The sequence below is a fragment of the Sporanaerobacter acetigenes DSM 13106 genome, assembly GCF_900130025.1.
Taxonomy (GTDB): Bacteria; Bacillota; Clostridia; order Tissierellales; family Sporanaerobacteraceae; genus Sporanaerobacter; species Sporanaerobacter acetigenes.
Genome location: NZ_FQXR01000004.1, coordinates 39,582 through 61,440 on the forward strand (window position 1 = coordinate 39,582; position 21,859 = coordinate 61,440).

Here is a 21,859-nt window from a genome sequence, read left to right on the forward strand (position 1 = left end):
TTTGTTATCCTCCTTATGCTTTTGCTTTGTTGTTTTTGTCCTCATAAAATAGGGCTAAATTGGGATCTAATTCTCCTATCTCAAGATACCTTGCTTTATAATCTTTAAGCAATATAAAAAATGTTGGTGACAATACAAGTATTACAGCTACATTTATAAATGTAGGAATAGCTGAAACCAAGTCCGCAAATAGCCAAACTTTTTCACCTGGTAATCCCCTTGTCACAGCTAAAGTTGGAAAAACTAATTCAGGTATTGGATATACCCATTTATAAATTTTGAGAATTCTATCTTTGGCTTTTGAATTGTTCCCCAACAAATGTCGAAGAAGCACTTCATAGTATGAATACCAGCCTGTACTACTAGTAAGCCCAAGTAAAAATATGGACAAAGCAACAATTACTCTACCAAACCACCCTATCTCATGCTCAAATACTGTCAAAGCCAATGTTGCACCATCAAGACCTGATGACCATTCCCCAGTTATTATTACAATCAATCCCGTTATAGTACATACTACCAATGTATCCATAAATACTTCAAAAGCTCCCCATAATCCTTGTTTCACTGGATGATCCGTTCTTGCTGTAGAATGAATCATTGGAGATGTACCCCATCCAGCCTCATTGCTATATACAGATCTAGCTAAACCTAGTTGCAATGCTTGAGCAACTGTTGCTCCTGCAAATCCTCCCATAGCAGCTGAACCCGTAAATGCACTTTCAACTATAAGCTTCAATGCATGTGGAAGAGCAGTGATATTCTTAAATATAATCACTATTCCACCAACCAAATAAAACATAAGCATGAAAGGTACTATTTTGGTCGCTATCTTTCCCAATTGTGGTATACCTCCACTGATCATGATATAAACGCATACTATATATATTACCGCTACAATCATCATGTTTATTCCAAAAGTATTTCCTATAGCTTCTGATACTGTGTAATTTTGAAGTGTTATGAAAAATGTTGAAAATATTCCTGCACCAAATACAATTGCAAGAGGTTTCCAACCTTTAAATCCTTTTTCTTCCCCCAAACCCTTTTCCATATAATATGTTGGTCCTCCAAATGGCAAGCCTTTTTCGTCTTTTTCTCTATAATATACGCCCAAAGTTACTTCGACCATTTTTAAAACCATTCCCAAGAGAGCTGCTATCCACATCCAAAATATTGCCCCTGGTCCCCCAACTGCTATAGCTGTTGCTACCCCTCCAATATTTGAAACTCCTACTGTCCCACCAACAGCAATGCAAATAGCTTCAAAGGGTTTAAGTATTCCTTCACCAGAATCACCTTTATCTTTCATTTTTCCAAAGGTATTTTTCATTATATGGTGAAAATGTCTAAACTGAAAAAACCCAGATCTTGCAGTAAAATAAAATCCCGCACCAAGCATCAAAATTATCAATGGTGGTCCCCACAAAAAATCATTTAGTTTTTCAAAAAATACCATTATTCATGCCTCCTTTAATTTTAACTGCTAAAGTATAATTTCTAAAAAAGTAGTTAATAATCATAAAAGTATTTCCCTCGCCTCCTTATCCAACAAATAATTGGTTTAATATCATAATATACAACGTTTAGTTGTTTGTCAAGACAATATCCGACTTTTTGTTGTATTTAAATTTTCTCACAACTTTCTATTGTATAATCAAGTTACAAAAAACTTTATTGGATGCTTATTTAATGCAGTTTGGAGGTGATATCCTGATAAGTGAAAGACTAAAGGAATTAAGAGAAGAAAAAAATTTACTACAAAAAGATTTAGCTAAACACTTAAACATTTCAACTAGTGCTTATGGATATTATGAACAAGGTAAAAGAAATCCCGATACTGAAACAATAGAAAAACTAGCTGATTTTTTTAATGTTTCAACCGACTACCTTCTTGGCCGAACTAATTATAAAAAAAATCCCAATATATCTGAACACTTAAACTATAATGAAATAGAAAAAAGCATTGCAGAAAAGCTATTAAATGAGGGAATTATAACACAAGATGAGCCTATTCCTAAAGAAATATTTGAAAAAATTTTAAAATACGGTATGGAAGCTGCTATAGAGATATTAAAATTAGAAAAGGAACTAAAAAAATAAATACTATTTTAAAAGTCAGATAGTTATATAACTATCTGACTTTTATTATCTATATACATTTACCTTCTTGTACAAATCATAGGATTCTTAGAGTTAAAACCAATTGAAACTTGTAGGTATTTCTACCTATGAGGCGGATTTTACTATTTCTTCTTAGTTTCTTTTGCTTTCTTTTCTAATAGTTTTTCCATTTCATCTACCAATTCTCCAAAGTACTCCAATATACTATCAACTGGTTCTGACGAATTCATATCTACTCCTGCCTTCTTAAGAATCTCTACTGGATAATCGGAACCACCAGCTGCTAGGAATTCAAGGTAATTGTCAACTGCTCCTTCTTTGCCTTCTAATATATTGTTTACAAGTGCATAAGAAGCCGACATAGAAGTTGCATATTTATATACATAGAAATTCATATAAAAATGAGGTATTCTTGACCAACCATATTTTGAATTTTCGTCAACAGTAAAAGCTTTTCCATAGTATTTCTTTATAAGGGATAGCCATAAGTTGTTCAAAACATCAGCTGACAATGGTTCTCCTTTTTCAGCCATATCATGAACTGTTTGTTCAAACTCTGAAAACATAACTTGAGTATAAATAGTTCCCATGATATTGTCTATTTGTTTATTCAACAAATACAATTTTTCATCATCATTTTTAGCATTCTTAATCATATAATCCATAACTAAAAGTTCATTAGCTGTAGAAGCTACTTCTGCTGTGAATATTGGATAACTTGACATATAATATGGTTGAGTTTTGTTTGAATACACTGTATTTAAAGCATGTCCCATTTCATGAGCCAATGTCAAAGCTGAATCCAAATCATTCGTATAATTCATAAGAATATATGGATGAGTATCATTAGCACCCCATTGATATCCACCAGTATATTTGTTATCATCTGCGTATACATCAACCCATCTTGAATTTACACCGTTCTTAAAATCAGCTACATATTCATCTCCAAGTGGAGCCAATGCCTTTGTAATGATTTTTACTGCTTCATCATAAGGAATTTCCATCTTATAATCTTTAACTAGTGGAAGGGAATCATCGTATCCATGCAATTCTTTTAGTCCCAATGCTTTCTTTTTCACTTCATAATATTTATGAAGATACCCCAAATTGCCATCAACTGATTTAACAAGATTGTCATAAATAGATCTTGGTATAAACTCTTCAGCCAATGCAGCATCTATTGAAGAATCATAGCCTCTAGCATTGGAAAAGAATATATTTTTCTTCACTTCTGCACTATATGTGGCTGCCAATGTATTGTTTACTTTTCCGTTAGCATTTGTACGAGCTAAATAAGCCTTTTTTCTAAGATCCCTATCTCCTTCTTCCAATATCTTGTAATAATTTGCATTGTCTAATTTTATCTCTTTGCCATCTTTATCTTTTATAGTTGGATATTCATAATCAGCAAGAGTCACCTTGTCAAATATATCTTTTGGTGAGCCTGCCATATCACTTGCTGCTGACAGTATAGCTTCTTCTTTATCTGACAATATATGTTCTTTTTGTTTTAAAAGTTGTTCAAGATAAAGCTTATAATCTTTAAGCTTTGGATCATTCATAAGACCCTTCAATTTTTCTTCAGATAAACTAAGTATCTCTGGTCTCTCAAAGGAAACAGCTGCTACATATTTGCTGTAAGCTGTTTCAGCTATAGAAGCCATTTCTTGAGAATTGCTATCTGCTTGATTTAAATCTTGAGAAAGGTTTGCATAAATATATCCTTTCATTAAAAGTCTACTAGCTTCCTCATCTAGTTTAAAGTATGCAAGCAAATTGTCTGCTGTATTTAATTTCCCTTTATATTGTTCAAATTTTGGAATTATTTCGTTTGTAAGTTTCTTCATATCAGCTTCAAAATCATTTCTTGTCTTGTAGATTTCAGTTAAATCCCATTTGTACTTATCTTTTGCTTCTGCACGAGTTGGAAGTTTTGCATCAGCAAAAACCATAGATTGGCTAAACAACATCACCAATACTAATAACAATGATACTAATGATTTTTTGTTAAATCTTTTCATGTCATGGGGATAAACCCCCCACCTCCTTTATTTATTTTTTTAAAATTATACAGTATACATTCTACATTTTTCATAATTATCCTTCTAATTTTATTGTTTATTTTAAATATTTCGAAAATTACATTGAAATTAGAAAAACAAAACCCCGCCTCACAGGTATATCTACCTACGAAACGGAGTTTTGCGACAGGGAGAACCGTCCCTCCTGTAGCAAATTTAAAAGTATACACTCTGTATTGTAACTTTACCTTTATCAACAATATGTCTATTATCAAAATATATATCAGCATTATGTGAAACCAAGTCAAAATGACCACTTGCGTCATGCTGACCTCCCAACGCAAAATTACGTCCTAGACCTATATGAAATGTTCCATATGCTGATTCATCTTCAATATAGCAGTCACCTTTACATCTTGATTTAGAATTTAACCCTATTCCAAATTCTGCACCGTAATACATACGTGCATCATCGAATGATTCAAGATAATCTTTTAAAATTTTACCACTTTTTGAATTCTCAATATTAACAATTTTGCCATCTTCAAAAGTTATTTTAAATGGAGTTTCTACCTTACCAATATATCCATAAGAACCATCAAGGACCAAAGTGCCATTAGTAGCAGTTTCAACTATTGGAATATAAACTTCTATACTCGAAGATGAAAAACCTCCGCCATCTTCAACATTACCATTAAAGAAACCCGGCTTTCTTCCTTTCATGCTCAAATGAAGATCTGTTCCTAGTTCCGTACTTACATAAATTTTACTTGAACCTCTGATATTCTGCATAAGCAGGTTCGCTTTAATCTTGCTTATTTCTGTATTTTCTGTCATGAAGTCAAATGCTAGCATAGATACCCCGTTATTAGTAGACAAAGGTAAAGACACGTATTTTTTCCCTAATTCAATTGCACGTTTGGCCGCAAGAGTTGTAACAAGAGAATACTCAGTCGCACCTATTATTGCATCATATGGGTCAAATATTCTATCATTTTTATCAAAATAAATTCCTACTTTTTTACCACTTTTTTCTACAAGCATTATATCTACCGAAACACCAATTTTTTTTGCATAAATTTTTAAAACCTTAGCTTCATCTAAATGTCTTTCACTTGTAACTATCAAGAGATTTTCTTCAGGTTTCAAAAGAAGCCAGTCATTTATAACTATTTTTGCACCTCTTGCAGTCAATTCACTCAAGATATCACCTCTCTATAAGATTAATTCAGGAGAAACAAAATCTGTTTCCCCTGAATTAATCCAAAATCTATTACATTCCAAACATTAACATATAAGCAATCTGGAATATAATAAGTGCAAATGCAGGCACAATTTGCTTCTTGATAACACCCCACTTGTCATTCATTTCTAGAATAGCAACTGGAACGATGTTAAAGTTTGCTGCCATTGGAGTACATAGAGTACCACAATAACCACAAGTTAATGCAAGCATTCCACAGAGAACAGGATCAGCCCCTAATGCAAATACAAAAGGTCCACCTATGCCAACTGTCATAACAGTAATAGCAGCAAAAGCATTACCCATAATCATAGTAAAGAACATCATACCTATAGCATATACGATAATACCTACTGCCAAATTTCCTTCAGGTATAATCTTCCCAACTAGAGCTGAAATAGCATCACCAACACCTGCAACAGTAAATATACTACCTAATACTCCAAGCAAACATGGAAGCAAACAAATAGGTCCAATTATAGAAAGAAATCTTTCTGAATCATCAAAATAAGTTTTAACTGTATTTTTACTATTAAATATAGTAAGCAAAATTATACCTATTATAACACCGACACCCATACCAACAAGTGAACTAACATTAGGAATAAATGCAAAAATCAAAGCAAATACACCTATACCAAGAGCTGGTATGAATATTTTCATTCCTATTTTATTGAAATCAGCAACTTGTTCTTCTGGAGTAGCTACATTAGAATGTCCTGGCTTAACCTTCTTCAATATAGCAGGAAGCATCATCACAAGAACTATAATGCCATTAATAACATTACCATTTGGCAAATTCCCTATAAATCTTCCAAATGCCATAAGAACACCAAATAGAAACCAGAAACTAAAAGTACCCACTCGTGAAGGATTTTCTTTATCTTTTAAATTTTTAAATGCAGCATATAAACAGATAACACCGCAAATCATATATAATATTTCAAGTAACTTTTCTCCTAAAGTTACATCTGCACTTGTAAAAAATGACATATAATTACCTCCTTCTATTTATTCTCTACATTAATTTCACCATAGTATTTTTTCATATATCGCTTATCCAAAATATTATAATATATTATTGTAAATAATACCGCAAAAATAGCAACTGGAATTTCAGCAGCTGCAAGCTGAGGAAGTTCAACATTATAACCTAAACTTTCCATAGCACCTTTTACTAACAGTCCACCTGAACCACCTATGAAAAGTACCTGAGTAAAGAACCATACGATATTTTCAACACCTGCTGCCATACCTTTTACATGATCCATGTGTTCTTCATTTGCTTTATAACCTTTAGTTTCAATTGTTGCTTGGCACATAGGCATAAGTACTGGTCTTGTAAATCCTGCAACTCCACCAAGCCCAACATTGAAAGCTCCTAAAATACCTCTTAAAACACTATATACACCAAGTACGTGAGCTGGAGTAGCGCCTTTAAACTTTCCTATAAGCTTCGCAGCGGCATGTTTTAAACCATTTCTCTCCAAAGTTCCTGTAAGCAATAATACAATCAAGAATACATTCATGTATCTTGAACCAACAAATGTTGCTCCGAAAACATCTAAGAATTCAACTATTCCCATTCTTCCAGTTATAGCAGTAACGATTGCTGCCACTGCAATAATCAAAATTGAATCAAGTTTTAATGCAAAACCAACAATTACAACTAAAACACCTAATAACACTAAATAATTCATATTATTTCTTCCCTCCCATTTATTTAGACAGAATATCTGTCTTAAAATATTTATACTATAATTAACTAGACAAATATTGGTCTTTGTCTTGTTAATTTAAGTACCAGTTTATCACCCAAATCATTATATTCATATCTATATGATTTTTTAACACCTGTCATAACATTTAGAATTCTCATATTGTGATAAAAGTGTGCATCTGTACACATCTTTAGATAATCTCCCTGTGCTGTTTCATCAGCTACTTCACTCGTAAAATAAGCTGTATTTATCCACGGATGTCTCCATGAAACATAACTAGCATCAGCACTATGATTCTTGTAAATCCAGTAGAAAATCATATCATTGTAATAATCTGCTGGGAAAAGCTTAGGCATCCAGTTATGTGCATATTTCTCAAATCTTTCAGCCCATTCAAGATTAAGCTCTTTAAGTTCTTTGTGTAATCCAATTTCATGAGAAACTTCATCCTGTAGTTTATTACAAAGAATAATATTATCTTTAAATTCATCTTCTTTAGGGGGCCAGAAATATCCGTACAGAATAGATCTAGGCAGCCAAAATCCTTTATATGAAGGAGATGTATATCCTGAATACTCTTGCTCCCACTCATGCGAAGGTACACCGTGGTTATCTACAATCAAATCAGGAAGAATTCGTTTGTAAATTCTACCAAAAGCATATGCTTCAGTATGAATAGAATCCTTGTTAAATATTTCACGGAAAAATTCCTTACTCAATCCATCAAAACGTGCTACATGTAGCTTCCAATTAGGATTGATTTTCATAAGCTCATAATGAAGTGCAGTACCATCTACATTTTCTACCGGTATAATTGTAATATTTAGATTATCTGCTATCTTCCTGCTTTCAGGATTACATACAAGTTCTTTTATAATTCTAAATGAAGCATTTGTTGAAGATACCTCATTTGCATGATGTCTACAGTTTATAAGTTCAGAAGGATTATATGTCAAAGACTTAACTTCTGATACAAAACCCGTTTCACCTTCAGGGATTATATCTACCGCATATATCAGTCTTCCATTATAACTTTTCCCTGCAATATAGACCTTTAAACACGATACTTTTTTTAGTTCATTAATTATTTTAATATAATCATCATACCCTATAACAGAGCCCTCTTTAAAATCAATGCTGTTAATTATTTGGATGTCTCTATTTATGTTTACTTCTGTCCTTTCCTCAGTCTGCTTAGTGCAGCTAATACCGTATTCCTTCATGCTCATTGAAGAAATATATGATGTCTGCTCAGCTGCTTCAAGAATTCCTTTACTCATTAAAGCAAAATATTCCTTAAGCATATTCTCATCGCAGTTTTCAGTTTTAATATTGTAATTCAATTCATCATCTTCATCAAAGCTGATTTCATCAACATACATTTCAGGATTTTCAGCTTTATATGTGAAAAGTTTACCATTCTTTAACACACCTGCATGTTCAGCTTCTGTGCCATAAAGAGTAACAATAAGCTTGGGCTTGCCTTCTGATTCTCTTAAATCAGGTAAAATCAATCCTGGAGCTTCAAAAGGTGCTCCAGATACATTAAAACCAAAATTTTTGTAATAGTCAGTAGCAACAAAATACATATCTTCGTGAAGTGCATCAAGTGACGATATCACGTCTTCACGAGTACCTGTCCTAAAATTGGGTTCAGAAAGTTCAGCCTTTATTTCTAATTTTGAGAAAAAAGGTTCATTATCGCTTGTAACTTTACCATTATATTTGTCCAAAACATATTTTTTACTTTCGGGAAGAATTTCATTTTGGAATATTTCCCATACTTTATCTGTATCTGTTCTGATTTGTCTATTTATTATTTCAGTGTCTCCACAGTAAGCTTTTAAATATCCCGTGGCAGGATGAACTTTCCCTAGCCCAGGCATTTCTGATATATAAGGTCTTTCATAGGTTTCAACTTTATATTTTTCATTAAGCAGCATATTGCCTGATTCATCAAAAGCTATTAAATCGTAAGTTATATCTTCAAAACCTTCATAAGCTTCAAATTTTATATTATCTTTTGAAATACCAAGCTCACGGGCTGCTATTTCATCAACAGGATATAACTCTTGAAGAAATCTTATAGGAAGATCATACCACTTGTTTTCATCAAAACTCCCAAAATTAGAATATGATGGTGTTGCACCATCTTCTTCAGCCCATTCTGTCTGACCTTTAGGAAGGAAGGGTTTAAATCTGACCTTGATTTCTGATACATCTTTTCCTTTTAGTTTTGGAACTATGACGTCTGAAATCCATGAATATCCTTGCTTGTACGCACAGATTATTTCTATATCTACATCAAAGCCCAAATCAGAAAGCATTTTTGTTATTTCAGTTTTAAGTTTATCCCTTACATCATTATTTTCACTTACTGCAGCTATTATTTTTACTCTAGATCCATTTTTAAGCTTAGGAACAAGTTCATCTTTAACTACTTCCTTAAGTTCATCTACTTCCCATTTTATGTCATATTCCTTCGAATATATCTTTTTATTGCCTTTGAAATTAATAAACTTTGCATTTTTGAACTCATCTTTATATTTATCATATCTTACATCTAAGTTAGGTTCAGCATAAACAGTAATCTCATCATCAGGTGAATTCATAAAAGTTTTGGCATAGCTAAGCTGACCATCCAAGTTTCTCAGCTTAAAAGAATTGAAAAAATCTTCTTTGTAATTTGTCCATGTATATCCGCATCCCATTTCAGGAAGCTCACGACATAATTTAGAAACAAATTTTTCTAGCCTTAAGCCTTCTCCGTACACATGAATAATCTTTGCTTGTCCATCAGTAAATTTAATCGAAGGTTCTCCTGTTCCTTCAAATACTATTCTACTACCTTTATAATCCTCATCAGCAATCAAACTTCCACTAAATGATGTTACTGACATTCCGTATCTAAACGCCATATTACATGCTGCAGCTAGAACCGATTTATCATTAAGATTTTTCATATCAAATCTGACATTCATACTGTCTGCAAGTAAATCGTTATTCTCATCACTTAATACAAACCCCTTATCAAAAAGACTTTCAAGACCTTTTTTACTGTTGTCATTAAGCTCTTCCAGATAAACAGCTGAATCTGATGATGCAGTATAATTTTCTGGTGTATTAATTTGAGGTACATTTATTAAATCTTCCAAGTTAACGTTTCCCATATTTATTCCTTTTACTGACGATACAACAGGAAATTTCGAAGATGTTGAGTAAAATCCGGAAACAAATGATATTTTAAGTGATTTTTCTATATATTCATTATCTACACTATCTAATACTTTAAATATCTTATTATTATGGAATCTCATAATTTCCTCCTAATAGTTTAATTTGTTATACTGAATAATAATGAGTTTCGTACCAAGGTACAATTATTTAAACATAATGATACTATTTTCACATATATATGTCAAGTTAAAAAACTTTTAATGTAAATGGAGAAGCCATAGAATTAGCAGTAGTATTCTTCCAGCAAATTATATGTTATACTATAATAAAGAAAAAATCACGGGGGATAAAAATATGTCAATAAATACAAAAATGACAAAAGTTCGTAAAAGACTCCTTGATACAGCATTGGAACTTTTTTTAGATCAAGGATATGAAAACACAACCGTTAACGAAATAATCAAAAAATCAAAAACCTCTAAAGGCTCTTTCTATCATCACTTCAGAGGTAAAGAAGAATTGTTGTTTTGTGTAGCATATAAATTCGATGAAGTCTATAATGACTGGCTTAAGACTGAAGATAGTACAATTAGTGCATTACAAAGATTAAAGGATTTTAACCTATTTGTCTGTAATAACCTTGAGAATTCTCCATATAAAGTGTTTTACTCCGATTTATATGGTATGCAAGTAAGAACTCAATTTGAAAGACATATCTTAAATCCTGATAGATTATATTATAAACTCGTTGATCGTTTATTCAAAGAAGCTATTGAGAATGGAGAAATTTCTACCAATAATTCATACACTGAATTAGAAAAAACATATACAACGATTCAAAGAGGACTTACTTATGACTGGTGCTTAAACAAGTGGAGCTATTCGATAACTAACAAATCAGAGCAAATAATCAATGCTTATCTCGATTCTCTAAAATAAATTTCCCTTAAAAAAGAGAACTAACCTTTTACCTTGATTAGTTCTCTTTTTTAGGATTTAATGAATATATCTACTTCGGATACCAAATCCTAACTATATTAAATTTTTATATTCTCTTCTTCCATCAACTATTGCATAGATAATAACTGTTTTATCTTCTTCATTTACTTTATAAAATACAAGATGTTTTTCTACAATTACTACTCTGTATCCTTGCTTTTTTAAGATAGAATATCTAGGTATACTTCCTGAGTTGGGAAACTCTTGTAGATGATTAATAGCTGTTTCTATTTCCTCCAAATACCTAAGAGCAGTATCAATATTTTCTGAATCATCTGCTATATAGAATATTACATCTCTCAGTTGGTCTTCAGCCTTATCTGTTCTTAGAATCTTATACACTTTCATTCTTCCTCTTCACTAGAGATTCACGAAGATCATCAAAAGATTCTTGCATTGAACCAACTTTTCCACTTTGTACATCATCTTCTGCTTCCGCAAGAGTTCTGAGTAATTCTATCTCAGCTTTCATTTGCTTATAATCCTGCAATCCAAGAATGGCTGTATCACCTCGACCATTTACAGTAATAATAACCGCTTCTCTAGTTTCCCTACACTGCTTAGAAATTTCATTATATTTATTTCTCAAATCTGCTGATGGTCTAATATTTAATTCCATGATCCCACCTCTTTCTAATTTCATTGTATATTCATATTATATCATAATTTGTCTATATTATATATCCTTTTATTAATAATATATTCATAAAATTATTTAGGTTACGTAGCTTTCAAAAATGATACAAGGGACTCACTCGTAGTCCCTAATTTGAATAAATAGTTTTTCCAGACAATGTTGTCTTTATTCTGCTTTATATTAATTGTACCAATATTCGCCATTTTTTTATTTTTACCTCTTCTTTTATGAGATTAAAATGCAAAAAATAAACTCACCTTGCAGGTATTTCTACCTGCTGTAACCTTTTGCCCATTTACTTTTCTTTGGGTTCTGAGGCTTCCGTCATACATGATTTTCCAAGCCCTTCCATCTAGTGCAGTAATTTTGTAACTATCGTAATAATCGTTTTGCCTTTGAATGCTTCCTCTCAAATGGTCAGCTACAACTCTTGCTGCCTTTTCTCTTGTAATTCCTGTTAGTTCAGTCTCAATTCCAAAGTTGGTCTTTAAAAAATCTCTGTCTGCCATGGTTTTATCTCCTTTCAGTGTGTTTTCGTTGTGTATATATATCACTCTAAAAGGGATAAATAGCAAGTACTATTTTAAAGAAATACAGTATTTTTTAATCTATTTCTACATATTCCATGATTATTGATAAAGCCTCATCATAGCTTTTGGATTTTGTTATTTTATCTACCATTTCATCTGCTTTATCCTTCTTTCCTTTTCTAAAAGCACTGTTGCCACTTAAGTTTTGAATGAGTTCCTTTCTAATTTCCTTATACTCATCCCCAATCATTCCAAGTCTTGTTAGCCAAGTTCTAAAAGTGTATTTTTCATTGTCAGTAGGTTTCACTTTAGCTAAAGCTCTACTTGCTGATTCTCTTTCCGAATGCTTAAAGGTTATACTTTTTTCCTGAAAGTCAAATTCTATTCCAGGATGACCTCCCTCTTCAATTTTATTTAATGCTCTAAGCCCAGCTAGCAGTTCTTCAAATTCTACTTCTTCTCCAAGCGATGTCATAATCTTTCCCTCCCTATCTATAATGTAAGTTTCTTTAGGTGTTTCTATTTGATATTGAAAACTTGGTACTCCTAGGTACTTAGGCTTCACTCCAAAGTGCTCACCTAAGATTTTTACCATTTCCTTTCTATCCATTTCAATCCCTCCTGTATTTAGGTTACTTACATATATCACTCTAAATACAGGAAATAGCAAGGGTTATATCGTATCTTTATATGGTATCTTTTCTCCATCTCTTATAAGGAAAACTTCCTCATCAGAGCCAACATATTCGATATATCTTTTCACAATAACATCTGAATATTTTTCATCCAACTCTATAGCATAACAAATTCTTCCTGTCTGCTCACAGGCAATTAAAGTAGAACCACTGCCAGCAAAAGGCTCTAATACAATACAGTTACTCATGCTACTATTTTGAATTGGATAGGCTACTAAAGGTACTGGTTTCATAGTTGGATGAAGTTCTGATTTTGTGGGCCGTGATTGCTTGGCCCAAATGCAAACATTAGCAAATGGAACTTCTTTTATTCCTTCTTCCCTTGCTGCCATTACTCTGCCATGACCAGCTAGTATGTTATAATCTTTATCGATTAATATGGGATTTATAAATCCAAATTCTCTAAGGCTACTTCTCAATTTATTAATTTGGTCTTTGCTATGGGTTCTAGCATTATTTGCATAAGGTATTAGTTCATCTATGCCAATTAGTTTTAATTCTTCTGTTGTTTTCAATATTTCACTCACCTCTTTATTTTTTATTGATTTTTCTTTGTTTCTTTGTTATAATGTTTATAAAGATACAAAGATATAGGTGTTATATTTATGAATTTAGCATATACTATAAAAGAGGTTACAAATATGCCTACAATTGTTATGGAGCGTGATATTATGGATCGTAAAATAATCAGCGTTTCAAAGAAGCGTCAAATTACGATACCTTTACAATTCTATAAACATCTTGAACTTGGAAGCGAAGTTGAATGCTCACTTGAAGATGGTAAAATTGTTATTCAACCTCTTCATAGAGAACCTAGTGAGTTTTCCGTTGAAATACTAAAAGACCTAGTTTCTCAAGGATATTCGGGTGATAAACTAGTAAAGCAGTTTGAAACACAAAGCAAAAATATTAAAAAAGCTGTTAACAATATGCTTGAAGAAGCAGATGCCATTGCAGCTGGTGAAAAGAAAGCAGCAAACTTTGATGACATCTTTGGTTCAGAGGACTGATTATGTACGAAATATTATTCAGTCCTCAAGCTGAACGTTTTTTTAAAAAATTAAAGGAAAAGCCTTTAAAAAATGCATATAAAACAGCTTTACTAAAATTAAGTGAAAATCCTTATATCGGTCAACCAAAACGTGGTGATTTATCTGGTGTTTATGGTTTCGATGTAAAATATAAAGGTATCAATTATGAAATTGCCTATACCATAAGTGAGATTGATGGTAAAAAAATTATTGTGCTTCTTGCTGGAACTCGTGAAAACTTTTATGAACAACTAAAGCGATATATTAAATAGCTCTCAAAAGAGGGCTATTCATGGCAAGACTTGCACAGGGATTGAAGATTGTTAATGTCATAGAATAAGTCTTCGTTACCTTTATGAGGTTCTATATGGTCTACTGCTATTGTATTCTCTATCCATTTCCTTTTGATGTGCCTTGCAGTATTTCCCTTCTGTTAGCTCTGGACAGCCTGGGTACTTGCAGGGCTTCTTTGGTTTCCTTGGCATTCTCTTTCACCTCCAAAAATGGACATAGAAAAAGCCCTTAAAAAAACATCTCTAAGGGCTTTACACATCCTAATTTCTATTACCTATAGATAATTAATATTTTTATTCGTTTGACAGAGTTATTTTATATTTTATCAATATAGCTTATTGAAAAGATCAGTACTATAATCACTAATATCTGATATATTAAGCATGTTATGCTTTAGTTTAATAGCTTCGAAATACTTTCTTATCAGATCTTTTTCAATAATTCGGTCTGAACTTTCATCATCTCTTAAACCTACTCTAGTAATACTCCATGGCATTTCTGCATGAGTCATCTTTTCTAGCACCTTCCCACTATAACAACCGAAATTTCTAATTACGCTGTCTAAAATCTCCTTTTCTATCTTAGCCAATTCTATATCAGTGTAGTCACACTCATTTTCCTCGATAGGATTGTAGCCATAGTTTTTATATTTATAGTACACACTTCTATATACAGGCCCATGTACCCAAGCTTCACAATTATTATGGAATAGATATTCACCTGTAAAAGCTTTGAAAAAGCCCTGGGCATAGTATAATAGTTTTTGTAATGCCAAAGGTGTTATATCTGAACAACTTACCAAAAGGTATTTTACAACATGATCAATCTTATCCTCAGATTTAACAGTTATAAAATTCTCCTTTTCAATATCCACTAATGCCTCACTACAACGCTTATATGCAACATCTGTTATACTATCTTTATTTTCCTCTAGTAACTTCTTCATATCCTTCGGGTCATTAAGGATTGTTTTTAAAGTATCTGAATATTGTTTAGTAGGAATATCTCCATCCAAATATCTAGTAAGAGTACCTTCACCCCATCCTAATAGCAAGGATAAAGGTCTTTTACCAATATCATACTTATCTAATATAAGTTCCATTTCTGAAACAGAAATCAACCCCTCTTTTTCCCTAAAAGCATTATCTAGCATTTTAAGATTATAATCACGAATATCAGCTACAAATATTTCACTTCCACACTCACTACAAATTGCTACTTTCCCTATATACTCAATTTCTTTACCTTTGATGTTTTTTGTCATTTTCTTTTCTCTGATATAGTACTCTACCATATCATGACATTTTTCACAAAATCCTAACATCTAGGTTACCTCCTTTTTATTAATCACCATTATTAATCTTATTTTATATATTATCAAGCTATTTATTTAAACAAATATTCTATTGGTTTATTTCTTTTATGAAAAGATACAATGAACACAAAATCATCGCCATTCCTTATTTGAGTCATATTAATTTTAATATATATCAACATTTTCTAAAGTACCCCAATAATCTAATTCTTGGCACTTACAGAATATGTACAATTTTTCATGAGAAAATTCTTCATTATCATTATCAACCGCATAACAAAAATCATCATACTGAATACCTAATAGTATTTCTTTTTCTTTTTTTGTATCAATTTTATAATCTTCAATAAAGTCCATATTTTCTTGTCTATTTTCATTTTGTGCAATTGAATACTTACCATCTAATATGAATTTTCTAAATTTAGAAAGATAGGCTTTTATCTCATCTGGAGTAAGATCGGTATATTTCTTTGTTTCTTTTTTAGTATTAACCAAATCTTAATCTCTCCCTTCTTCTAGAAGAATACAATTATACATTAATTATACCAAAAACACAATATAAAAATGTATTTATTGATACAATATATTTAATTTATGTATTAAATATTTATGATTTTCTATCTTTTACATCTTATATATTACTACACTTTGATAGTGACATTCGTAGTAGCTTTTCCCCCAGATATATTTTCTAAATTTGAAGATAGAAAAAGACCAACTAATAATTAGCTGATCTTTTAAAAAATCTTATTGTAGTACATTAATTTTACCTGCATATATCTCCATTGATTAATGTTTTATTTATTCTGCTATGATTATAATCTTTGCGTCTTGTCCCCAAAATATTTGTGCTCCAAAAGTTTCACCTATGAATCTAAGAGGAACTAGGGTACTACCATTTTCTATTTTTGCTGGAACATCAAGTTGTACCTTTTCACCATTCACATATGCTTCCTTATCTCCAATTTTCAACTTTATTGAAACATCATCTCTAGTTATTGTTGCAGTACTGGTCTTTCCATCCCAATCAACTTTTGCTCCCATAGCCTCTGTTATGGCTCTAATAGGCACTAAAGTTCTGCCATTTTCTACTTTTGGTTTGGTTTTAGAAAAATTAATCTTCTTGTTGTTATAGTATGTCTTGATTCCATCTTCAAGTTTAACCTTATCAAAAGAATCATATTTAAATTCATGCTCTACTGTAGATTCAGTTAAGTCTAGACCTTTGTTAGGACTTTGAATTATAAAACTCCAATATTTACATTCCCCAGGATTCAATTTCATGTCAGCTAATTTAACTTCATCTGTAGGTTCATCAACAACTTCTGCATGTGCAACAAGTTCTCTATTCACATCATATACGTCGAAGGATAAACCCGTAACTCCAGATACTGGTGTATTACTTACATTGTAAAAATACCCTTCAACTACTAATTCTTCTTGACATGTACATATCCCCTTTCTAAGCTTGCTATACATATATATTGCATGCAAGTTAATTTATGTTAATTGTACCAATATTATATTCGCCATTTTTTCATTTTTCCCTCTTTTTTCATGAAATTAAAATAAAAAAAATAAACTCACCTTACAGGTATTTCTACCTGCAAGGTGAGTTTTGCGACAGGGAGAACCGTCCCTACTGTCGCTATCTTGCAGTCTTAGTAAAGGTTCCTTCCGCTCTACTATTGACTCTATAATATTCACCTTTATCATAGTTTCCTATATATATATGTCCTACTATATAATAGTCATCATAGTAACGGTCACGATAATCATAGTCATAGTAACGAATCATTTTATCGGATACTCTATCCAAAATCCCTGCTATCTGAGCCGAAGTAAGTTCATTAAATTGAGTTTCACTATCACTATAAAGATCAATCTCAAAAGAAATTCTTCGATTATCAACATCCAGTCTACTTAAACGAGCATCCCTTATTCCCTTTTCTTTGAATTCATCATATACTATACCATCTATATATTTATCATATTCATCATATCCATACCTATCTGCTGTCCTACCATCATAAGAAATATTTACTTTGCTATCTCTCTTTTTGCTAAATGTCATGGCATCTTTTTTATAGAATTCATCGTATATTGAGCCATAAATATCTACATTGGTGAATTCTTTAGATATGATATCTGTTATATCTTCTATCATATCTTTTTTGTTATTGTACCCCATTTTGTTCCAAGCACTCTCTTGTCTGCCGTCTCTTAAATCCATTCTTATATCTACATCTATTCTATTTGTACTTTCCTTTAATGTTATGTCAAAATCCACATCTTTATAAGTACCATAATTATTGTTTAATTTTTTCTCTACAGCTTTAAGATCTGTTTCTTCTACAACATTCTTCTTTAATTTTTCAATTTCTTTTTTAAGTTCTTCAATTTCCTTATCTTTCTTTTCTATTTCTGCCTCATATTGTTCAGATTTGGTATCTATAATCTCTGCTGTATGTGTACTATCATCATACTTGACTTCCAAACCCATCAAATCAGCAATAGCCCTTACAGGAACATAAGCACGGCTACCGTATTCATGAACAACAAAGGCAGGTGAACCATATTTGTTTTCTATTTCACTGGTCACATCTTTGCCATCAACTTTAAACTTAATTCTACCATGAGTAGCTGTAAGTTTTTTTACATAGATATTGTCAGCAGCTAATGCCACAGTACTTAGTACTAATATCGCTAACATTGTGATTACTAATACCTTTTTAAACCTACCATTTTTAAACATACTATCCCTCCCATATTTATTATATTATATATATTGTATCATTAATTTAGATGTGTTTTCAAATATCTTTCTCCATTCCTGCACTAATCTAATAAGTTAAAAAGAACCCCTTTGGATTTCTCCGCTGGGGTTCATCTTTATCCCTCATTACTTATCAGTAATTTAGTGTTAGAGGTTATGTCTTATTTTACTTCTTCTACAGTTACTTCAAATACTTTGTAAGCTCCAACTGCACTAGCTGTAAATTTCACTTCATTATCTGTTGCTGTTGCATCACCAGTAAATGCACTTGCTATAGCTGTTGCTACATCATTAGCTGCTAATTTAGTATCTACTATGTCTATAACTTTTGTTATCACTGTGTCATTTTCTGTAAATGTTACTTTTATTTTTCCTGCTCTATTAGCAGCTGTTACTGTAAATCCATATTCTGCTTTTTCTCCTGCATAGACATCTTTCCCTGCATTATCTAATTTTCCTTCTGCCACTTCTATTCCTGTTGTAGCTACATTTACAGTTACTTTAAAGTTTTCATCTAACTTTTTATTAGCACTTGTGAAAACTACTTTTGTAGAATCTGTAGCATCTACTTCTGCAGTTGCACCAGTATAACTTGCTTCTGCTATTTTATATGCTACTACTTCAGGTGTTTCATTTCCAGTTAAAGCTACGTCCACTTTACTTTGTCCCTCAACTGTAACTTCTACGTTTGCTGCAGCTGTTGCTCCTTTTGTTACTTTAAATGAATATATTGCCGCTTCTGCTGCTGATGAATCTTTACCTAAAGTATTATTAGTATTTGGTGTTACTTTTACTCCTAATGTATTTGGTTCGTTTACATTTACGCCTAATAGTTGTTTAGTTGCAAAGTCATAAACTCTAGGTCCTGATAATCTTACACCATCTTTATCTTTGATGTTGTTTAGAACCTCAAATTGTGTGAAGTCTGATGCTTCCCATTCTGGTAATGTTATTACTACTTGATTACCATTGCTTTGTGACTCTACTTTACCGCCTAGATCCTTAACATCATATTGTTTCCCGTTTGCACTACGTGTAAATATATAGTTTGTTGGATTTTCTGCTAATTCTCTATCTACATACATTCTTTCAGTAAATGTAAGTGTAATTTCAGTTGCAACAACTTCACCTCTACGTATATCTTCATATACTTTTACTGGCTCAACTATTACAAAGTCTGAACCTTTTGCACTTACACTAAAGTCAACATAGTACCTATACATTTTATTTCTTAATGAGCTTCTATCTGTAAAGTCTTTCACTTCTAGTATATAATCATAATCTTTAAATCTGTTGTTTATATATAAGCCTTCTACATTTACAACTACTACGTCTTTTCTATCTTCGCTTAAATATTTAGCTGATACAACTTTACCCTTTTCTTCAAATCTTGAAGCTACTTCTCCTTTATATAGGGTAAAGTGGTCATCTGGCTCAAACTCATTTTCTGAATACTTTCCATTTGCTTGTTTTAAGAAACTACCCTTTACATCCTTATCAAAGTATAGATATATTGTAGCCTTAGATTTGCCTTCATCTTCTACTGATTTACCGTTTTCATCTGTTTTGTATGCTGGAGTAGTTACTACTTTTTTGTCAATTACTTCTGGTTCTGAGTAGTCTATTTCTGGAGTAGCAACTTTTTTAACTTTTTCCATTGCAACCTTAGAATGGTTTTGTACTCCTTCTATAGTTACTTCTATGTCTCTTGGTAGTTCTCTTGCAAAAGTATATGCTACTTTATTTGTATCTATTTTGCCAGCATCTTCTGCATATATTGTATGTCTTCCTTCTACATAAGAAATATTTCCTACACTTGATCTATTCCAATATGCTTCTACTGAATCTGCATATACATCTTTGTCAAATGTAACTTCTACTACATTACCTTTTACTACTACAGCTGTTACTTCTGGTGCTACTTCATCTTTAACTATTTGAATTGGAAATTCAGCTTCTTCTGATTTAAATCCAGCATAATCTTTCAAAGATTTAATAGTTAAAGTTTTTGCATTTTCTGAGAATGCAGTCTTATGATATGGAGTTAATATTATTTCCCTACCATATTGGTCAACCTTCATAGCTACATTTCTATTATCTATTAAGAAACTTCTTTCTTGTGGGTCATCAATTGGTTCGGATGTTATTACTTTTATACCATATTCTCCTAAAACTTTTACATCTTTAATTACTGGTATTGCATTGTCTTTAGCTACAAAATCATATGTTTTGTTCATAGCTTTATCAATATTTCTTATTACTAATTCATATTCTACCTTTTCTACTAATGGTTTGTCTAATGATAAGATTACATCGTTTCCGTCTACAGTTACTTTTTCTATTTTTCTTCCTACTATTTTATAGTTGTTTGCATCTACCAATTTTGCTTCGTTTGGTAATTTAGCATTTGATAATCTAACTACAACTTCTCCTAAATTTTCAGTTTCTACTTTTTCTACTTTTAGTTCAGCTGGTGCTGGCATTTCAATTCCTAGGAATTCAGCCAATGTTTTGTCTGAACCTTTCATTTTAAGTCCTAAAGCATTGAAAGTCATTTGAGCCATTTGGCCTCTAGTGATTTCTGCTTTTTCTTCTACTTTTAAGTCTTTCATGATTCCTAATTTTTTAGCTGTTTCAAATGCTGCTTTGTATGCTTCTGCATCATTTACTTCATATCCTAATGCTCTCAATAATACTGTTGCATATTGTTGAGCTGTAAGGAATTCACCATAACCAAATTTTTCTGCATTATGTCCTTCATAATACTTGTTTGCTTGTGCCCAAGCAAGGTATGGTTTGTAATAATTGTTTGTGATATCCTTAAATGTTGGATATTCTTCAGTCACTGGGAATTTCTTTGCTTCTTCCTCAGCTTTCATCAAACGGCTTAATAATACTACTGCATCTTGTCTCTTTAATTGTTTGTCTAGCATCAAGTCTCCTGAATCGCTTCCTTCAAGGACTCCTGCTTTCTTTAGAAATTCTCCTGCTTCTACTGCTGGATCAACTTTAGCTTCATCAGCAAAAGCAAAAGAGAAACTTCCTAGTACCATTGCTAGTACTAATAGTAATGATAAAGTTTTCTTCATTTTTCAAAGACCTCCTTTGATATTTTGTTTTTTAAACTTTAAGTACTTTTATAGTTTGCAAATCTTGGCAAGATTCGCATTCTATAAAGTATTATAGCATCATCTGATTTTTAGGTCAATAAGATAAATGCTATTGTAATCACTTTGTAACATTAGGGAATATTATATTTCCCAATTGCTATATGATTATTATATATGATTTGA

22 protein-coding genes are annotated in these 21,859 nt (G+C 31.9%); 4 read left to right on the forward strand and 18 right to left on the reverse strand.

Annotated features, from left to right (window positions below; genetic code table 11):
• Positions 1-13 precede the first annotated feature (13 nt).
• Positions 14-1,459: an alanine/glycine:cation symporter family protein gene (locus BUA21_RS04255; RefSeq protein ID WP_072743497.1), complete on the reverse strand. Its 1,446-nt coding sequence runs from the start codon at positions 1,457-1,459 to the stop codon at positions 14-16.
• 233 nt (positions 1,460-1,692) lie between these two features.
• Here BUA21_RS04255 and BUA21_RS04260 point away from each other — a divergent pair, with 233 nt between their 5' ends.
• Positions 1,693-2,103 (forward strand): helix-turn-helix domain-containing protein, encoded by a 411-nt coding sequence (locus tag BUA21_RS04260; RefSeq protein ID WP_200796508.1) that lies wholly within the window; start codon positions 1,693-1,695, stop codon positions 2,101-2,103.
• A 143-nt stretch (positions 2,104-2,246) separates the two neighbouring features.
• Here BUA21_RS04260 and pepF read toward each other — a convergent pair whose 3' ends face one another.
• The 5 genes from pepF to BUA21_RS04290 all read right to left on the reverse strand — a co-directional run bounded on the left by pepF (position 2,247) and on the right by BUA21_RS04290 (position 10,429).
• Complete coding sequence (gene pepF, locus BUA21_RS04265) at positions 2,247-4,148, reverse strand: oligoendopeptidase F (RefSeq protein ID WP_084604146.1); 1,902 nt, start codon at positions 4,146-4,148, stop codon at positions 2,247-2,249.
• Positions 4,149-4,364: 216 nt separating this feature from the next.
• Positions 4,365-5,351 carry an aminopeptidase gene (locus BUA21_RS04275; protein ID WP_072743499.1) on the reverse strand — a complete coding sequence of 329 codons (987 nt, stop codon included), beginning with the start codon at positions 5,349-5,351 and terminating at the stop codon, positions 4,365-4,367.
• 70 nt (positions 5,352-5,421) lie between these two features.
• Positions 5,422-6,384, reverse strand: a complete 963-nt coding sequence (locus BUA21_RS04280) for a DUF979 domain-containing protein (protein ID WP_072743500.1) — start codon at positions 6,382-6,384, stop codon at positions 5,422-5,424.
• A gap of 14 nt (positions 6,385-6,398) precedes the next feature.
• The gene (locus BUA21_RS04285) at positions 6,399-7,091 is read right to left on the reverse strand and encodes a 5-oxoproline transporter, DUF969 family subunit (protein ID WP_072743501.1); all 693 of its coding nucleotides are present in this window, start codon (positions 7,089-7,091) and stop codon (positions 6,399-6,401) included.
• Between the two features lie 65 nt (positions 7,092-7,156).
• Complete coding sequence (locus tag BUA21_RS04290) at positions 7,157-10,429, reverse strand: M14 family metallopeptidase (RefSeq protein ID WP_084604147.1); 3,273 nt, start codon at positions 10,427-10,429, stop codon at positions 7,157-7,159.
• Positions 10,430-10,643: 214 nt separating this feature from the next.
• Between BUA21_RS04290 and BUA21_RS04295 the strand changes: the two genes are divergently transcribed.
• Complete coding sequence (locus BUA21_RS04295; protein ID WP_084604148.1) at positions 10,644-11,228, forward strand: TetR/AcrR family transcriptional regulator; 585 nt, start codon at positions 10,644-10,646, stop codon at positions 11,226-11,228.
• Between the two features lie 93 nt (positions 11,229-11,321).
• Here the strand turns inward: BUA21_RS04295 and BUA21_RS04300 are convergent, their stop codons facing one another.
• The 5 genes from BUA21_RS04300 to BUA21_RS14445 all read right to left on the reverse strand — a co-directional run bounded on the left by BUA21_RS04300 (position 11,322) and on the right by BUA21_RS14445 (position 13,665).
• Positions 11,322-11,630: a type II toxin-antitoxin system RelE/ParE family toxin gene (locus BUA21_RS04300; RefSeq protein WP_200796509.1), complete on the reverse strand. Its 309-nt coding sequence runs from the start codon at positions 11,628-11,630 to the stop codon at positions 11,322-11,324.
• On the reverse strand, positions 11,623-11,907 hold the full coding sequence (locus BUA21_RS04305) for a type II toxin-antitoxin system Phd/YefM family antitoxin (RefSeq protein WP_072743503.1): 285 nt from the start codon (positions 11,905-11,907) through the stop codon (positions 11,623-11,625). Before BUA21_RS04305 ends, BUA21_RS04300 begins: the two co-directional genes overlap by 8 nt.
• Positions 11,908-12,158: 251 nt before the next feature.
• A complete protein-coding gene (locus BUA21_RS04310; RefSeq protein WP_072743504.1) occupies positions 12,159-12,434 on the reverse strand; it encodes an amidoligase family protein in 276 nt (91 codons plus the stop codon).
• 94 nt (positions 12,435-12,528) lie between these two features.
• Positions 12,529-13,065, reverse strand: coding sequence for a hypothetical protein (locus BUA21_RS04315; protein WP_072743505.1), 537 nt, complete (start codon positions 13,063-13,065; stop codon positions 12,529-12,531).
• Between the two features lie 63 nt (positions 13,066-13,128).
• On the reverse strand, positions 13,129-13,665 hold the full coding sequence (locus BUA21_RS14445) for a DNA methyltransferase (RefSeq protein ID WP_084604149.1): 537 nt from the start codon (positions 13,663-13,665) through the stop codon (positions 13,129-13,131).
• 90 nt (positions 13,666-13,755) lie between these two features.
• Here BUA21_RS14445 and BUA21_RS04330 point away from each other — a divergent pair, with 90 nt between their 5' ends.
• Positions 13,756-14,160 carry an AbrB/MazE/SpoVT family DNA-binding domain-containing protein gene (locus BUA21_RS04330; RefSeq protein WP_200796511.1) on the forward strand — a complete coding sequence of 135 codons (405 nt, stop codon included), beginning with the start codon at positions 13,756-13,758 and terminating at the stop codon, positions 14,158-14,160.
• Positions 14,161-14,162: 2 nt separating this feature from the next.
• A complete protein-coding gene (locus BUA21_RS04335) occupies positions 14,163-14,453 on the forward strand; it encodes a type II toxin-antitoxin system RelE/ParE family toxin (RefSeq protein WP_072743506.1) in 291 nt (96 codons plus the stop codon).
• A 14-nt stretch (positions 14,454-14,467) separates the two neighbouring features.
• Here BUA21_RS04335 and BUA21_RS15070 read toward each other — a convergent pair whose 3' ends face one another.
• The 7 genes from BUA21_RS15070 to BUA21_RS04365 form a co-directional block, all read right to left on the reverse strand.
• Positions 14,468-14,590 carry an HNH endonuclease gene (locus tag BUA21_RS15070; RefSeq protein ID WP_327198035.1) on the reverse strand — a complete coding sequence of 41 codons (123 nt, stop codon included), beginning with the start codon at positions 14,588-14,590 and terminating at the stop codon, positions 14,468-14,470.
• Positions 14,535-14,666, reverse strand: a complete 132-nt coding sequence (locus tag BUA21_RS15195) for a hypothetical protein (RefSeq protein ID WP_268801886.1) — start codon at positions 14,664-14,666, stop codon at positions 14,535-14,537. The genes BUA21_RS15070 and BUA21_RS15195 overlap by 56 nt, the downstream gene beginning before the upstream one ends.
• A gap of 134 nt (positions 14,667-14,800) precedes the next feature.
• Positions 14,801-15,799, reverse strand: a complete 999-nt coding sequence (locus BUA21_RS04345; protein WP_072743507.1) for a type II toxin-antitoxin system antitoxin SocA domain-containing protein — start codon at positions 15,797-15,799, stop codon at positions 14,801-14,803.
• A 156-nt stretch (positions 15,800-15,955) separates the two neighbouring features.
• Positions 15,956-16,285: a hypothetical protein gene (locus BUA21_RS04350; protein ID WP_200796512.1), complete on the reverse strand. Its 330-nt coding sequence runs from the start codon at positions 16,283-16,285 to the stop codon at positions 15,956-15,958.
• 306 nt (positions 16,286-16,591) lie between these two features.
• Complete coding sequence (locus BUA21_RS04355) at positions 16,592-17,269, reverse strand: copper amine oxidase N-terminal domain-containing protein (RefSeq protein WP_072743508.1); 678 nt, start codon at positions 17,267-17,269, stop codon at positions 16,592-16,594.
• A 169-nt stretch (positions 17,270-17,438) separates the two neighbouring features.
• Positions 17,439-18,545 carry a stalk domain-containing protein gene (locus BUA21_RS04360; RefSeq protein ID WP_072743509.1) on the reverse strand — a complete coding sequence of 369 codons (1,107 nt, stop codon included), beginning with the start codon at positions 18,543-18,545 and terminating at the stop codon, positions 17,439-17,441.
• Between the two features lie 182 nt (positions 18,546-18,727).
• Entirely contained in the window at positions 18,728-21,655 is a 2,928-nt protein-coding gene (locus BUA21_RS04365) for a hypothetical protein (protein WP_072743510.1), read from the reverse strand.
• Positions 21,656-21,859 lie beyond the last annotated feature (204 nt).

Excerpts from the sequence above, each read along its gene's own strand:
- BUA21_RS04255 (WP_072743497.1), bottom strand. The coding sequence starts at position 1,459 with ATGGTATTTTTTGAAAAACTAAATGATTTTTTGTGGGGACCACCATTG.
- BUA21_RS04260 (WP_200796508.1), top strand. The coding sequence starts at position 1,693 with ATGCAGTTTGGAGGTGATATCCTGATAAGTGAAAGACTAAAGGAATTA.
- pepF (WP_084604146.1), bottom strand. The coding sequence starts at position 4,148 with ATGAAAAGATTTAACAAAAAATCATTAGTATCATTGTTATTAGTATTG.
- BUA21_RS04280 (WP_072743500.1), bottom strand. The coding sequence starts at position 6,384 with ATGTCATTTTTTACAAGTGCAGATGTAACTTTAGGAGAAAAGTTACTT.
- BUA21_RS04285 (WP_072743501.1), bottom strand. The coding sequence starts at position 7,091 with ATGAATTATTTAGTGTTATTAGGTGTTTTAGTTGTAATTGTTGGTTTT.
- BUA21_RS04290 (WP_084604147.1), bottom strand. The coding sequence starts at position 10,429 with ATGAGATTCCATAATAATAAGATATTTAAAGTATTAGATAGTGTAGAT.
- BUA21_RS04295 (WP_084604148.1), top strand. The coding sequence starts at position 10,644 with ATGTCAATAAATACAAAAATGACAAAAGTTCGTAAAAGACTCCTTGAT.
- BUA21_RS04305 (WP_072743503.1), bottom strand. The coding sequence starts at position 11,907 with ATGGAATTAAATATTAGACCATCAGCAGATTTGAGAAATAAATATAAT.
- BUA21_RS04310 (WP_072743504.1), bottom strand. The coding sequence starts at position 12,434 with ATGGCAGACAGAGATTTTTTAAAGACCAACTTTGGAATTGAGACTGAA.
- BUA21_RS04315 (WP_072743505.1), bottom strand. The coding sequence starts at position 13,065 with ATGGATAGAAAGGAAATGGTAAAAATCTTAGGTGAGCACTTTGGAGTG.
- BUA21_RS04330 (WP_200796511.1), top strand. The coding sequence starts at position 13,756 with ATGAATTTAGCATATACTATAAAAGAGGTTACAAATATGCCTACAATT.
- BUA21_RS04335 (WP_072743506.1), top strand. The coding sequence starts at position 14,163 with ATGTACGAAATATTATTCAGTCCTCAAGCTGAACGTTTTTTTAAAAAA.
- BUA21_RS15195 (WP_268801886.1), bottom strand. The coding sequence starts at position 14,666 with ATGCCAAGGAAACCAAAGAAGCCCTGCAAGTACCCAGGCTGTCCAGAG.
- BUA21_RS04345 (WP_072743507.1), bottom strand. The coding sequence starts at position 15,799 with ATGTTAGGATTTTGTGAAAAATGTCATGATATGGTAGAGTACTATATC.
- BUA21_RS04355 (WP_072743508.1), bottom strand. The coding sequence starts at position 17,269 with ATGTATAGCAAGCTTAGAAAGGGGATATGTACATGTCAAGAAGAATTA.
- BUA21_RS04360 (WP_072743509.1), bottom strand. The coding sequence starts at position 18,545 with ATGTTTAAAAATGGTAGGTTTAAAAAGGTATTAGTAATCACAATGTTA.
- BUA21_RS04365 (WP_072743510.1), bottom strand. The coding sequence starts at position 21,655 with ATGAAGAAAACTTTATCATTACTATTAGTACTAGCAATGGTACTAGGA.